This is a genomic window from Nitrosomonas oligotropha (assembly GCF_009833085.1).
Taxonomy (GTDB): domain Bacteria; phylum Pseudomonadota; class Gammaproteobacteria; order Burkholderiales; family Nitrosomonadaceae; genus Nitrosomonas; species Nitrosomonas oligotropha.
In genome coordinates, this window is the sequence record NZ_QRBZ01000056.1 from 1 (window position 1) to 15,149 (window position 15,149).

Here is a 15,149-nt window from a genome sequence, read left to right on the forward strand (position 1 = left end):
CCTTGTCTGTACCGGTAATATCCTGATAAGCTCCTTTAGTAGCAAAACCATAGGGGGCTCCAAGTGACACACCTGCGCCAAAGTTAGATTTAAATAGTAAGTCGGCTGCATGAGCAAGTGGAGTAATAATAAGCAAAAACAGTGCGAATATCGCTTTGTCAGTACCGAATTGGATAAAGGAGTCTGTATCGGATTGTTTATGCGGTGACTTTCCACTCACCAATGCTACATAATTCCTAATTAATTGTAATGCCTGAGCATTGATACGCATATATACCCTCTAAGGGTGATCGAGTATTTATAGCTTAAAGAATGAAAAAGATTGACTGTTTTTTTATTTCAAATAACATGACACTCCTTCACCGCACGGAAAACCACTCCATATTTCCAGACCTGTTGTCCGTGATTCAACCGGCGCATAACCGCCACTGTAGGAGTCATTAACAAAAATGCGAGTTATGGGAAGACCATAATCCCCCATATTAGGTCCACGATAATCGGCAATCACTTTACCATTCACCGCTGCCCAGAATCGTCCATCGACATCGGCGGACCGGTGCCAATAAACTTCAAATCTAAACCATTGATCTACAGGTACCGGAACGACACGATTCTCTTCTCGCCAATAATCAACTCTGGTGGAGAATGCACCCCCAAGATTATCGCCCTTGGTAAGCCAATAAAGCTTGCCATCGGTTCCCTCCATCACACTCACACTCATTCGATAATCACCATCTCCGGCATTATTTTTGTATCCTCCTGTCTTGAGTGAGAATTGTGTCCGCCAATTTGCGGATGAAACTCCACTATCCAGTTTTGAGGTCAAGTCTTCCGGATATTTAAACCAGTAGGTAATATACAAATCATCTATGTCTCCGATTGTCCAAGGTCTTTTAATCAACAATGGCGCTTGTGAGCCCGCTTGCCCCAATGATCCTTTTATTTTTACAGTTTGAACAATCTCATTTTTCCCGGCTGCTTCGGGAATTGGTCTGATTTCATTGGTAATATAATTATCGATGGTAGAAGGGGTGATTGGATCAATAGTAATTAGTTGAACGCCAGAAAAGTCTGCCCCCAGTGCTTTGACTGGCCAGCTAAACCCTGTTTCCCTATCAGTCCCCATGAGGTCCTGCCATGCACCCTTAGTTCCGAACGAACGAGGCGGTCCGAGAGAAACACCAGCACCAAATCTCGACCAAAATAGCAGCGTTGCCGTTCGACTTGGGGTTGTTGTTGTTGTTGTCGTTTCCGTAGAAGTTGTTCCGTTTGCCGTAATGCCATTCGGAGCATAAAGCAACAGTAATACAAAAAACATCAGGACCGTACTTAGCTTTTTAGCGCAATCCACTTTAGTCTGATTTATCTTCAGTGCATCAGCGATAGGTGCCAATAAAATACCAGGTGTTGCTTGCAATGCAAGGTAATCAAAACTCATCTTCGGTTTCTCCTTATTTAGATACCTATATACAATTAATATGCGACAGGGCAAAAAAAGCATTATTTATCAGTATTGCAGAACTTGTCTATTATTAGACTAGGCAAGAAATCTCATAGCAGTTCGCAATAAAATTTCGCTACTCAAGACACGACAATTCAAGTTGGGTAAATCTTGCTGTGGAACTAAATAGTATTTTTTGATGGAAATTACGGAATGAACTCTTTTATAACTTCCCTTCGACATCACTAGCAACGATGATCGATTATAAGAATTAATTTGGAACGTTTCCCTATGCAGAAATTAGCGGTGAATTGTTCACGATAGGTCGCATATGAACCCACAGATGCCACCCAAGCATCCGCTCGAATGGTAACCTATGCACCGGCAATGGTGGCGCATGCATAAACTGTTTATAAGAACGCACGATCTTGAAATCTGGAAAATCTTTTTCGACTTCTTGCAAATCATACACTTTGGCGTAAGGATTTAACGGACCATCCGTGTTCCTGTGAATAAAATTATTCATGTCAAGATAACGAAGCAATCCCATGGCGCGAGCATTGGCAACATGCTGACCATAGATCGAAGTTGGCTCAGGATTCATGAAATATAGGGCTAATAAACCTAATCTCCGCACGATACTGATAGAAATAAGATAATTGAGCGACCATTTTGCATAAAGCATGACGATTAACTCTCCGTCAGGTTTCAGGATACGATGAATTTCTCGCTGAGCCGAAAGAATATCTGGTACATGATGCAAAACGCCATGACTGAATACAATATCGAAACTATTATCCTCAAAAGGGGCTTGCAAAATACTTCCTTGTTTGATCGACTGATACGGAAGCTGCCGCAAGGAAAAACGTGTTTGCACTCTGGCGACAGATTCCGCAGTAAGATCGAGTCCGGACCAAAGCGCACCGCGTTTTACGATCTGTTCCGAATCAGCACCTTGCCCCAATCCGATCTCCAGAACTTGTTTGTCTTTGAAATCAATATTATCCAAACATCTCAAGATATGAGCTTCTTTAGTGTATCTAAATTTATCATAGTCAGTAAAGAATGCTTCATAATCACCGCGGCGTTGTTCGAGACCACCAACTTGCCAATCCCCGCAAGGATTGCGATTCCAGAAATCTTGGATATCTGATTCATTCATATTACCTCTCCATATGATCCATACAACATTTGCAAAAAGCCGTCCACACTGTGAAGAAAATACACAAGCAGCCAAGCTGGAAAACTACAAAGGTTCAAGACTGAGCAAATTAATGCCTGATGAGTTACCGCAGTTCACTGAAAAACTCCCCAATTTTCCCAACATCCATTCAGATTTATTTCAGTGCAGCTGAAAGCTAGCCAATGCGCCCCTAAGCTTCGCACCCTGACGATTGATACAGCTCTAAAACAATAATTATTTGCTTGAGAATATTATATAGATAGATTTACTAATCCAGAACCTTAAAAAGTTCATCCAGAGCTATTCATTTCAATGCAGAGAATATCGCTTCATAAGCTGCCAATAGTTTCGGCACTTCATATTGCCATTCCAATTCATTCCTTACGCGATTGCGGCCAAATTCTCCCATTTGTTCTCGTAACTGGGGATCATCCAGCAATTGCGCAATTTTCAGTGCCAAATCAACCGGATCATTTTTCTTTGCATAGAGCGATGCATCCTGTGCAGATACCCGGCCTTCGGTGAGATCGAATTGAACAATTGGCTTAGCCAGTGCCATGTATTCCATGATCTTGTTCATGGTTGACTTATCATTCATTTCGTTGGCGACATCCGGATTCACACAGATATCGGCGGTATTGAGCATTTCCAGCAACTCCTGATCAGGAACTCGTCCAGTAAACGTTATGAATTCACTGATTCCTAGATCGATAGCCATTTGCTTCATTTCATCCAGAGATGTGCCACCACCGACCAATCCAAAATGTACATCGGAACGCCCCAAGTCCTTGATCAAGTAGCACGCGGCCTGCAACAACAAGTCAATTCCTTCTTGTGCACCCATTACACCAACATAGCCAACCAGATATCGCCGCCCTTGTTTGAATTCTTCTTTAGAGGGCAAGATGCGCAACCGGTCCAACTTAGGTCCGCTACGCACTACAAAAACTTTAGCCGGATCCATACCGCCTCGTTCAATAGCAATCCGCTTATACGATTCGTTAGTTGCGATAGAGACATCTGCGGTTTTGAAAGTCCATCGTTCAAACAACACCATCAGTTTATAAAAGAAATCACGCCGTCCGAACTTAGCTTCATAGAGTTCCGGATTGATATCATGGTGATCAAAAAGAAATTTCTTACGCAAAAACAGCTTAAAGAAACCACCGATCAGAAATAGCAAATCGGGCGGATTGCACGCATGAACCACATCAAATCCCTGAGAAAATTGCACTTTCCAGGCAAGCCGGAAGGTATGAAATAAAGCCACAGAATATTCAATTAAGTACCCTTTTGCACCTTCGGCTTCAAACGGTAAGTGATAGCGATAGATATGGATCCCATCAACGACTTCATATTCCTTTTCATAGCCTTTGCCCGTGGGACAGATAATGGAAACAACATATCCATTGTCATGCAATGTTGTCGCTTCCTGCCATACCCGGCGATCGAAAGGGGAAGGAAGATTCTCGACTAAGATAAGCACACGGTACGGAGAAATGTGTGACATTTAGCAGTTTCGTTGGTAGGCAATAAGAGATTTAGTTACACCAAATACACGTTCCTCAAGAATTGAAGCATCAGGAAAATAATACTTCATATCTCTCATGGTTGGTAAATACCAATCTGGAATCGTTTGCTTTATCCAAAACCGATTGGTTAACTGTATCAGCGGGACCTGAAGTCGACGCGGCAAATAGCTGACAAATGGAAGCCAAGAATGCGTTTCAATGGGAAACCAACGGTATGGTGCCTGCACAAAATATCCTTTACCCAAACGGCGAATCTCATTTGCAAATTCATTCTGGTGACGCTGCGCTTCATCCCGAAAACGACGACCAGATACCAATGTCCATATTTCCTCTTTGGGCACCGTTACATGTTCAATCACAGAAGAACAAAATACAATATCAAAGAATTTATCTGGGAAAGGTAATCGACCTATTTCCGGTATAGTAATTGGAACAAATCCAAAACGCTCTCCTCCTTCATTAACTGCTCGCTCATCAATATCAGCCACGTAGACATTTGAAGGTGAAACAGGAGAATTTTCCAGTATCGCATTAATATGGCTACCGTTCCATCCTCCTAGATCTAGTATTCGTGTTTCTGGAGTAAGACTGAAATTATCCAAAAACATTCTCGCTCTTCGCTGCCGAGAGCGTATGCGAAATCGTGCCAATGCATTTTTGGGTTCTTCATTTATGTATGATGGCTTATGATTCATTATTTTTATCCCTTCAATTTCGTGAGAGATTTCTTGATAATCTGAAGAAAATTTTTCGATAAAGGTTGTGCTTAATACTTGATATCATAACCTCAAAGTCGTCCCCCAAAATAGGTATGAGGTACCCCTCTACAGTGCAATACCTTCTCTTTTATATTGGAGGCATCAATGATGTCACTTTCGTTGAAATAAACTTTGCGTTTGTTATCAAACATGATATCTGCATATATTGAACACTTCTGTCAACTTCTGTCAATTCATCTTTATCGAATACAGCAATACACAAAGCTGGATCTAGAAATAGGTGTGCAGCTTTGCATTCTAATCAAAAAAATTCCACACTAGTTTAATCTTCGCAGAAGCATTCTTATTAAGAAAAATAATAACCTTTTTAGAATTAAGAAGTTCAGTCATTCGCTTGCTACTTGACAAAGCAGGTATCAGGATCTTACTAAAGGTTATATAAATCCAGCAAGAATCAAAGTTCTAAAATCAATAAAGCACGCCCCAGCGGGTTTCACCAGCAAATTCCGTCATATTGCTCTCCACTTAATTTAGGCACTATCCGGACCAGATCCACCACCACTTGCCCGGACTTTATTTCACCCGGCACATTACGGAACTCTGGAGCACCATTACCGATGACAATCGTTTGTGCGAAATTGAGCACCTCTTCCATTGAAGAAGCCATTAACTTAGAAATATGCGGAATATGATTCAAAATATAATCCTGATTCGCACCGGTCAGCGCCGCCAGATTCACATTTTTATCATATAACTTAAGCTCATATCCTTTGCCGATCAGATACTCAATGACTTCGACGAGGGGTGATTCGCGTAAATCATCGGTACCTGCTTTAAAAGAAAATCCCAGGATACCGATTTTTTTGTTCCCTTTCTCGACGATCATTTTGATACCTTTCTCAATCTGCCGTTGATTTGACGGCAGAATGGCATTGATGAGCGGCAAATCCATATCCAGACTCTTGCCTTTATACATCAACGCACGCACGTCCTTGGGCAGGCATGAACCGCCAAAGGCAAATCCAGGTTTCATATAATAGGGAGACAAGTTCAGTTTGGTATCCTGGCAGAAAATTTCCATCACTTTATGACCATCGATACCTTCCGCTTTGGAGAGATTGCCGATTTCATTGGCAAATGCCACTTTGACCGCATGCCAGGTGTTATCGGCATACTTAACCATCTCCGCCGTTTCCACTTCGGTGCGGATAAGCGGTGCGGTCATTTTTGCATACAATTGCATCAATAATTCACCGGCTTTGCTGTCCGTTTCGCCGATCACGGTTTTGGGTGGATTGTAATAATCAAATACGGCCGTACCTTCGCGCAGAAATTCCGGGTTGTTGCATACCCCGAAATCGACTCCTGCTTTTTTTCTGGAATAGGATTCCAATGCGGGAATCACGACAGTGCGCATTGAACCCGGCAGCATCGTGCTGCGCGCCACAACCACATGAAAAGCGCTTTTTTCTTTAAGCGCCGCGCCAATTTGCTCGCAGACTTTGCGGACATGACTTAAATCCAGATTGCCATTGAGCTGTGAAGGTGTTCCCACGCAAACCAATGAAATATCGGAATTCATAACCGCATCACGTACATCTAAGGTTGCTCGCAATACATTATTCTTAGCCGCCGCAGCAATCATTTCCCCGATATCTTTCTCGACAATCGGTGATACGCCTTGATTGATCAAATCTACTTTCGTTTTGTTGGGATCGACCCCGATCACAGAATGACCATCCGTAGCCAGGCACCCGGCAGAAACAGTTCCCACATACCCCAAACCGAATATACTTATCTTCATGTGACTCCTTTAATCCATTGATCAGAATCTGTTTTTTTCAATCCTCTCGCAAAATTCTAGGTATTATAACGCGCTAGAATCCGCAAAATAGTCAATCTTCTCGTAGTGCCGGTAATTTTTTCCCGCCACGTCACCGTCGGCGCCGGCACTTTTTCATCAAAGCTACGCGACACCCAGCCGGATGGCGGCTCATCTTCGCCACACCTCAATTCCGGCTGGCTATCACAGTCCGGCATCGTCATTTCCATACTGATATTGGCCACAGTTGCCAGTACTTTGCCCGATTCAATCCGCACTTCGCACATTTCGGCAAAATGCCAATTAAGTTCAATAGTATGTTCCTTGGCGCACTCAAGAACATCTTCCACCCTGATGATTCCCTCATTCTTCAGGAATTCTATTTTTCTGCGATGAACGACCGGATCGGGCAAACGCGCATAGCCATCGTGGCTAGCGATCAGGCAATCTCGATTCTGATCGCTTTCCCAGCCCTCACAACGGGCATTCGCCTTACGCAACCACATAAAATTGCCGCCGGATTCGGATTGATCAACCCCATCCACTCTCACAGTGTTGTGAGCCGAAGTACCGCGAAAATAATCACGCCACTTTCTCTGTGTATGAAAAGCATAAGTTCCGGGATCAACCAATAACGCATGCCCCGCAACCGATAAAGTAAACGATAAAGCATCGGCATGCCCATGTGCGGCAATGGAGAGATATCCGAGCGGCCCCGCATCGGCTACGATACGGACTTCATCGGCGGTATCAAGTTGACTGCCGAGAATAAAGTAACCGCCATCGCGAAATTCCCGCGGTAAAGCTGATGGGTTCTCGTTGAGTACCATCGAATCGAATTGTTGCCTGGCATCTTCACCCAGCAGCCAGCAACTTTTATCATCGAAGCACTTCGCTTTGACTTTAAAATCAGGCCGATTGAATAATACCGCCCCGGTAGCCAGCTGCGAACGGTAAACATTCCAGTTATGTTCCTTGCTCCAATGCACAATCAGAGCGCCATCGGCATCACCAATCATCGGAACGGCACCCGTAACATCCATAAGAGACGCAATAAACTCCAGCATGCGCTCAAGCCGAGCAGTGAAATTCCGAGAAAAATCGATACCGTTTGCCCGGCCTATAATGCAGCAAATGAACATCATATCAATGACTTCGTGCTGATAATAGATCGCTTGTTCACGATTCACTCCATCGGCGGCATTCTGCTTCAGCGCTTCGGCTTCCAATTCAGTGTAAGCCTGCCGCTGCCAGCGGTGGCTTTCCGGCCAGTAAGGCCAGGTCATTGCCGCCACCAATAATCCCATCAGCTCACCGAAAAGATGATTGTTGGCCGACGAATGCCGTGACAGATAACCCGCAATAAAGTGACTGTGCTGGTAGATACTATCCAACCAGCGGCGCTTAAATTGTTGCCCGCCTTCTGAAATAAACAAAGGACTATGTTCACCACCCAACAAATGCCAAGTGAACGACCAATTCACAAGCCGTATGGCAAGTTCCAGCGAACTGGTCCAGTTCACCCCGAACGGATAGGGACATTGATCAAACCATGATTCGAGCAGACTTTGCACACCCTCTGCGTAACGCGCATCACCGCTTAGGTGATAAGCTTGCGCGAGCGTAGTCAGATGAAGATGGCGATTGGATTCCCAGAGATATTTGATATCACCAACCAATCGCTCATCGCGATAATCCAGTGTTTTACCATAAACAAGCGGCGCTTCGATACCTGTCTTGGGATCACGATTCCATTGGGTTGGGAAACCCAGCTGCACATTATGCAAGGCAAAAACATCGTAATAACCGGCAAGCACCCGGTCCGCCGCAGCACAATATAACCCGGAATCCATACTGCGCGGAAGCGTATCCAGCCAAACATTACCAACACGGGAACAATCCGGTGAGGGAGGCCTCCGGTCCAGGCGAACAGTGAACAGCTCCGTTTTAGTCTGGATAGCTTGGCGGACGCGATAACCGATTTCCGGCAATCCCATTGTGCGCAAGCGATTAAATTTCCAAGCAAGGTTACTCATGGTTGATGAAATTACCTATATTACTTTCTCAGCTGATGCTCATGGATGAAAATGAATCTGAAAATTGATTTCAGAAACATCGATAGAATTTATTCTTACAATGTCATCTAAAACTTGTCAGCAGCATTATTTCAGATACTGACGGTGCCAGATCTCGAGATTAAGCATACTCCACAACAGTTTTTCGTGATTTTGACGACCCGCCACATGGTCGGTCAGAACTTTATCGAGCATCGCAGGTTGGTAATATTCCCGGGTCAATGATGTAGAACTCTTCAAGTGTTCATAGAGATACTCTCGCATCGGGCCTTGGAACCACTCATTGACCGGTACGCGAAAACCTACTTTCGGACGCTGTAAAATGGCTGGCGGGAGTAATCGTTTCATTGCTTCACGGAGTATCCACTTCGTGGTATGTCCACGCACCCGGTACTTGTCCGGCAGACTGGATACAAACGCAGCCAATTCATGATCCATAAAAGGCATGCGCGCTTCCAGGGAAGCGGCCATCGTCATCCGATCCCCGCGTTCGAGCAAGTTATCCGGCAACCAACTCGTCTGATCAAAGTAAAGAATGCGACGCAAAGGACTATTCTCAGGAGAAGTATCAAATTGTACTTCACCGGTACGATTCACTGGCTGAGACAGCGCAACCAAGTCTTTACGCTCCGCGTCTGACAAAGCACCAAACCAGCGTGGCATGCGTTCTTCAAATCGATCCAATCCGAAATTAACGATGGCCGTCTTAGCTCGCCGGAAACGATACGGCAGCGATTGCACCAAAGGTTCGAGTAAGCCATGACGCACAGCACCCGGTATGGTTTGATACCATCCGGCGTAGCGTTCAAAGACATGCTTCGGATATCCTCCCAGAAATTCGTCCGAGCCTTCGCCAGTGAGCACCATTTTGACCGTTTTACGCGCCTCTTTTGCCAGAAGATAGATCGGAATATCCGATGGTTCGGCCACAGGAGCATCACGGAAACGCACCAAATCTGGCAAGTATTGCATCAAGTGCTCTTGCGAAACCACCAATTCATGATGATCTGTTTTGAATTGTTCTGCGATGGTCTTAGCATAACCCAGCTCGCTGTAGCGAGCCTCGGAAAATCCTACGGAGAAAGTTTTGATTGGTTGCGCGGAATGACGGGACATGAGACCAACAACTGCTGAGGAATCAATACCGCCAGATAGAAACGCCCCGAACGGAACATCCGCAATCATGCGAATATTAACGGCTTGATCAAGCATATCGAGAAAAGCGCCCACCGGATCAGCCGGCAAAGGAGAGTCAACAAACACTTCCCGATCCGGAGGCCGGTAATAACATTTTTCAGTCAATATTCCTTTTTCCCAAATCGCATAACACCCCGGCATCAGCTTGCGAATACCGCGAAACAATGTGGCGGGAGCGGGAACATAGCGGTAGGCGAAATAATCCCATACCGCCCCCGTATCAACTTTGGCATGAACTCCGGGAAAAGCCAGAATGGATTTGATCTCGGAAGCAAATAACAAAACGCCGTGGGTCTCACACAGAAACATCGGTTTCTTGCCAAAGCGGTCACGGGCCAGAAACAGGCGTTCTTTGTGACTATCCCAGATGGCAAAGGCAAACATGCCACGAAAATATTCAACACAACGTTCTCCCCATTGTTCATAGGCATGGACAATGGTTTCTGTGTCGGAATTGGTTACGAAATGATGACCCAGTGCAATTAATTGATCACGCAATGAATGGAAATTGTAAATCTCACCATTGAATATTACTTGAACCGTGCCATCTTCATTGCCCATGGGTTGATGGCCCGTAGAAAGATCAATAATGGAGAGACGTCGGTGAGCCAAGCCGATCTGATAGCTGCCATCACGTGTAGTAGCTTCAAGAAATCCATCGTCATCCGGTCCACGATGAGCAATCGCTGCCGACATGCCACGCAGCACTGTGCTTGAATTAACATTTGCTAGTGATCCGATAAAACCAGTGATACCGCACATTAGAACGCCTTTGCGTATTAAAGGAGAAGTTATCTTCAGTTTAATAAATTATGATAAACATTGCGAAAATCTCCGGCTAGCCTAGCAACCGTATAATAATTTTCTATGCGTTGCCTGCCTGCTTCGCCCATGCTACAAATTAATGCCCTATCACTATCGAGCCGTTCGATGGCCACAGCCAGTGCTTCTGGATTTCGGGAGGGAACAAAAACACCGTGCACACCGTCTTCCATAACATCGGGAATGGCTCCAACTGGACTTATTACAGGTGGAGTACGAGCAGCCATACTCTCCAATAAAGTATAAGGTAAACCTTCTTGATGATATGTGGGAAAAACAAACAAATCTGCTCCTTCCCATATCTGCTTCTTTTCCTCACCAAAAACTGCACCTACAAAACTGACATAATCACTGAGTCCCAAATCTTTTACACATAAACGCAATTTGTCCTCTTCGGGACCACTGCCTGCTACAACTAATTCAATATTTTTATTGTGACTACGAACGATTCTTAGTGCTTCAATAATTTCAAAAATACCTTTACTTTCAGCCAGACGGCCAACATAAACCAGTCGCAATAACTGACTTGGAGCAGTTGGAGTTTTCTTCCATTGCGCATCGATACCTATCTCAATAGCATTAGGAATCACCTCTATATGCAAGTTTGGCTCAAAATTACGATACGCACGCAATTCTTCCTGTGCCAGCAGCACTACAACATCTGTAGAACTTAAAACCAATTTAAGAAAATTAGTTAGTAATCTGTTTTCAAAAAAAACTTGTGGCAATTCGCCCCCATGCACCTGATACACGATTTTTTTACCCATGATTCGTGCGACAAATAAATAAGCAATATCACGCCAAAAGCTTTTGGGCGCCAGCGAAGTATTCAAATGAACAATATGCGGTTTTTCCCGAATTAGTCGCCAGAAAAACTGAATTGGGCTGAATAAAAAACGTTTTGACTTAAATATTGCTGACTCCTTTTGCCCTTCACTTCCGACCTGAAAATGCAGTAGATTAAATTCATTAGTCAGCGAAGAATTTAAGAGTTGAGTTAAATGGGTACTCACGCCACTTACAGCAGTTAATGAAGGTCCAAGTAATAAAATAGTATTCACTGTTGAATCCGTGTGAGTAAAAAATATTGAGTTCGTTAGATACCGCCACTCTGATGTATTTCAGAGTAATTAATTGTTCCAATAGGTAGTAAAAATTAACCGAATATCTCCATACCGGCTAACCGGGCACGCTGCTGCCATTCGGGAATACGTTGCTCCAATAACTTCCTAATTTCTTGTTCATCTGCACGCAATTTTTCCAGCGATTCCCAAAGTGCCGTTTTAGAAAGTTTGGAAGTCTCCAATACATATCTCAAGTCGCCAAAAAGATCGGTATTTAAACCGATAGCTTTGATACTGTAAGCAATAGAAATAGTAGGCACGTGAGTCGACCAGGCAGCGATGGTCGCATGTGTTCGTGCGCCAATAAAAAACCGGCACTGCGAAATTAGATATTTTGTCTGCACAGCATTCATATTACGTGGCGCTAAACTGATACGGGCAGTAATTATTTCTGGTGGCAAATTAATGCGTTTGATCAGTCGCTTCATATAGAGATAGTCACTATTCCATTCACTACCGTTAATACCATCAACATGAGGTATCAGCACTATCGACAAATCAGTATTCTTTATCACATCCTGTAGAAAATCTATTACTGCCAATTCCATTTCGGACACATGAGCGTCGTCAGTGCGAAATCTTTTGATGAGCGGGCTAATATTAAACCCAAGCAATCCGTCACAAAGTTCGGCAGGTAATATAGCTGAGATATCCCAAGGCTCAGGTACCATGACAAAAGCAGGATCGGCAACCAATTTTACGTTACGCAAACCTAATCCATCCAGATAATTCCGGGTTGATGTTTCACGCACTGAGATACCAGAGTATTTAGCAAGGTGTCGAATTACATGCTTTTCAACATCAGGTTGCGACTCGAATGGCCCGACTGATGCAGCCCACAAAAATAAGGCGTTTCCTTCAGCCATAAAACTCTCAGCTTGCCCTATAAATTTAATGAGAGAGGGTACTCCGTAATCAAGAGACAAAACATCTCCACCCGTCATAATGCCGACAACAGGACCTCGCAAACTTTGGCGAATGCTGTTAGGTATTCCTGGAGAAGGAATCCACACATGCCTAATTTGAGGCATAAATTTGTCGATCTTTCCCCAAACTCTGACATAAAACGGCAAATGATAAGCTGGAATAAAACTTACCCCCATTTCGTTAGCATTTTTCCATTGTTTCAAGTCATTTTCTATGTCAAAGCTTGGCGCAAGAAATTCGGCATCAGGGCACTGCTCCCGAATGATCCTGGAAATGCCGCGCAGCAGTGCCTCGCAACCTCGATTGGTAAGGGTTTCCTGGCCTAAAAAATAGTATTTATTTGTCATTCCAATCCCATAAAAACTTATAAAGTACCATCAAATTGAGTTTAATTTTAAACTTGACCGTTACTCTTCAATGTTTCAAGTTCGTCTGTCAGAAGAAGAATAAGTCGAAGCAATCTTATTCAAAACTTGTATCGCGGGAAATCTCACCGATCTTGGAACACTAACACCATCGCTGGGATAACCAATCGCTAATAACATGATAATTTTTTCTGACCTGGGTATTTTGAAAATCTGATGTACTGTTTTATCAGTTGAGGGTGGCACACACCAGTTTAAGCAACAAGTTGCAATTTCCTGAGCTCTCAGGCTAAGAATCAGACTCATTGCAAACATACCACCGTCTACAAATGGTTCATTTCTTTCACTAGAATCAAAGAAACATTGGCTATCCGCTGTAATAATTGCAATGTGCGGTGCGAGATGACCAAAACCACGATTACCATTCTGATGAGATAATAAAGTTTTCCTATCATCAGGATCACTAACTAAATAGACTTTCCATGGCTGTCGATTACAAGCTGATGGACTTAGTTGCGCCAATTCCACAGCTCTCTTAATCAATTCTAGGTCTACAGGCTGAGTTCTGAAATCTCGAACACTTCTTCTAGCGTGCATTAAATTCTCAAAGCTTTCAATAGGATTTTTACCAGCCACATCCAGCTGAGGTAATTCATATGGTGTTTTTAGATCAATATCCCTCACACTTATACCGTCAAGAAACTTAGTCACTTTAGGAAGAATTATCTTATTCATATCAAGCCCTGTAGAGCTCAGAAGACCATGATAGCTAATCAGTGATTCAACAGCCCCAAGATAAATAGGATCATCTATTTCAAAGTTGCTCTCTCGCCACTGCTTAAGTAAATCCATAACTGCTAATACCGGATCAATCCCAAACAATCTCTTGGGTTCAGGCATAACCAAACCTTTTTCTATTTTATGGTATTGAAACAATAACTCGGCACTTAATCTGCGCCGATTTCTATGCTGCGAACCCCAGAACATAAATTGATATGCCAGATTCGCATCATACAAAAAGTATCTGATTAATAATAAACGCTTCAGCTCTTGCTTCACGCGCCAATAACTTGCCCAGATTATCGGATAAGTTCTCATCCATTTCTTTAGTTTATCTTTCATTCAAAGACCTAGATTCAAAGCATGTTCAGTGCACTTCGATTGACTAATTAATAGATTCCCATGACCCTTTTGCACAGGAACATTAACATCAAACAATTTTAGTAAGTTACGCTCCGATTGAGCGCACAAGACATAGATGATCTCCGCCACCAACAATCCGACGGGTATAACGAAAAATTGAAGGAGAAAGTGTCAACGGTACCTTAATTATTCGGCGCAACATCCTAGCCACATTTATTTCCCTTTTAGCAGATCTAGGCGGAATATCCTCTGGAATCAAAATGGATTCAGCCCCTCCCCTGGGAACAATACTTGGTACAAGACGCCACTCGATAATTTCAAATCCGCTACGCTTTAGCAATTGCATATAAGGACCCGGATCAAAGAAATTTACATGCCCATCCTCGTGAAGCGCACCTTGCAATTGCGGCACTCGAGAACCACGCCACTCCCCAGTTGTTTCCATTGGGGTTTTTAACAACGCAAAATTGGTGCGAGCAGAAACCGCGCTCAAGAATGACTCCGGATCGGGAATATGTTCAATAACATCAAACAATGAAACCAGATCGAATCGATTCGGATCACCACTCCACTTTGTAAAATCTTCATTAACGAAGTCAATATTCGGAAACAATATTTTTCCACACTTACTGAAATCAGGAGATGTTTCAAAAACCTTAGTATCTGGCCAGCACGCTTGCTCGCGAGCTATTTGATAAGCTAACGTGTAAGAAATCTCAGGGTTGTTTACAGAGAGGTTGATAGAAATAAGCGTTGAGTATTTCATAAGGAGTGGCATTACTCAAACTCTTATGTGGCT

The 15,149-nt window shown here is 43.6% G+C and carries 12 protein-coding genes; all 12 read right to left on the minus strand.

What is annotated here, in order from left to right; genetic code table 11:
* A partial coding sequence (locus ABD07_RS14150) for a hypothetical protein (RefSeq protein WP_160818825.1) occupies window positions 1-271 on the minus strand: 271 nt, incomplete at its 3' end.
* 63 nt (window positions 272-334) lie between these two features.
* Window positions 335-1,438 carry a hypothetical protein gene (locus ABD07_RS14155; RefSeq protein WP_160818826.1) on the minus strand — a complete coding sequence of 368 codons (1,104 nt, stop codon included), beginning with the start codon at window positions 1,436-1,438 and terminating at the stop codon, window positions 335-337.
* A 292-nt stretch (window positions 1,439-1,730) separates the two neighbouring features.
* A complete protein-coding gene (locus tag ABD07_RS14160; RefSeq protein ID WP_160818827.1) occupies window positions 1,731-2,603 on the minus strand; it encodes a class I SAM-dependent methyltransferase in 873 nt (290 codons plus the stop codon).
* Window positions 2,604-2,928: 325 nt separating this feature from the next.
* On the minus strand, window positions 2,929-4,134 hold the full coding sequence (locus ABD07_RS14165) for a glycosyltransferase family 4 protein (RefSeq protein ID WP_160818828.1): 1,206 nt from the start codon (window positions 4,132-4,134) through the stop codon (window positions 2,929-2,931).
* Window positions 4,135-4,764: a class I SAM-dependent methyltransferase gene (locus ABD07_RS14170; protein WP_160818829.1), complete on the minus strand. Its 630-nt coding sequence runs from the start codon at window positions 4,762-4,764 to the stop codon at window positions 4,135-4,137.
* A gap of 604 nt (window positions 4,765-5,368) precedes the next feature.
* On the minus strand, window positions 5,369-6,679 hold the full coding sequence (locus ABD07_RS14175) for a nucleotide sugar dehydrogenase (RefSeq protein ID WP_160818830.1): 1,311 nt from the start codon (window positions 6,677-6,679) through the stop codon (window positions 5,369-5,371).
* A 56-nt stretch (window positions 6,680-6,735) separates the two neighbouring features.
* On the minus strand, window positions 6,736-8,733 hold the full coding sequence (locus ABD07_RS14180; RefSeq protein WP_205010702.1) for a heparinase II/III family protein: 1,998 nt from the start codon (window positions 8,731-8,733) through the stop codon (window positions 6,736-6,738).
* A gap of 126 nt (window positions 8,734-8,859) precedes the next feature.
* The gene (asnB, locus tag ABD07_RS14185; RefSeq protein WP_160818831.1) at window positions 8,860-10,731 is read right to left on the minus strand and encodes an asparagine synthase (glutamine-hydrolyzing); all 1,872 of its coding nucleotides are present in this window, start codon (window positions 10,729-10,731) and stop codon (window positions 8,860-8,862) included.
* Window positions 10,732-10,766: 35 nt separating this feature from the next.
* Entirely contained in the window at window positions 10,767-11,852 is a 1,086-nt protein-coding gene (locus ABD07_RS14190) for a glycosyltransferase (RefSeq protein WP_160818832.1), read from the minus strand.
* 95 nt (window positions 11,853-11,947) lie between these two features.
* On the minus strand, window positions 11,948-13,189 hold the full coding sequence (locus tag ABD07_RS14195; protein WP_160818833.1) for a polysaccharide pyruvyl transferase family protein: 1,242 nt from the start codon (window positions 13,187-13,189) through the stop codon (window positions 11,948-11,950).
* Window positions 13,190-13,264: 75 nt separating this feature from the next.
* The gene (locus ABD07_RS14200) at window positions 13,265-14,329 is read right to left on the minus strand and encodes a nitroreductase family protein (protein ID WP_160818834.1); all 1,065 of its coding nucleotides are present in this window, start codon (window positions 14,327-14,329) and stop codon (window positions 13,265-13,267) included.
* Between the two features lie 106 nt (window positions 14,330-14,435).
* Window positions 14,436-15,116, minus strand: a complete 681-nt coding sequence (locus ABD07_RS14205; protein WP_160818835.1) for a class I SAM-dependent methyltransferase — start codon at window positions 15,114-15,116, stop codon at window positions 14,436-14,438.
* Between the last annotated feature and the right edge of the window lie 33 nt (window positions 15,117-15,149).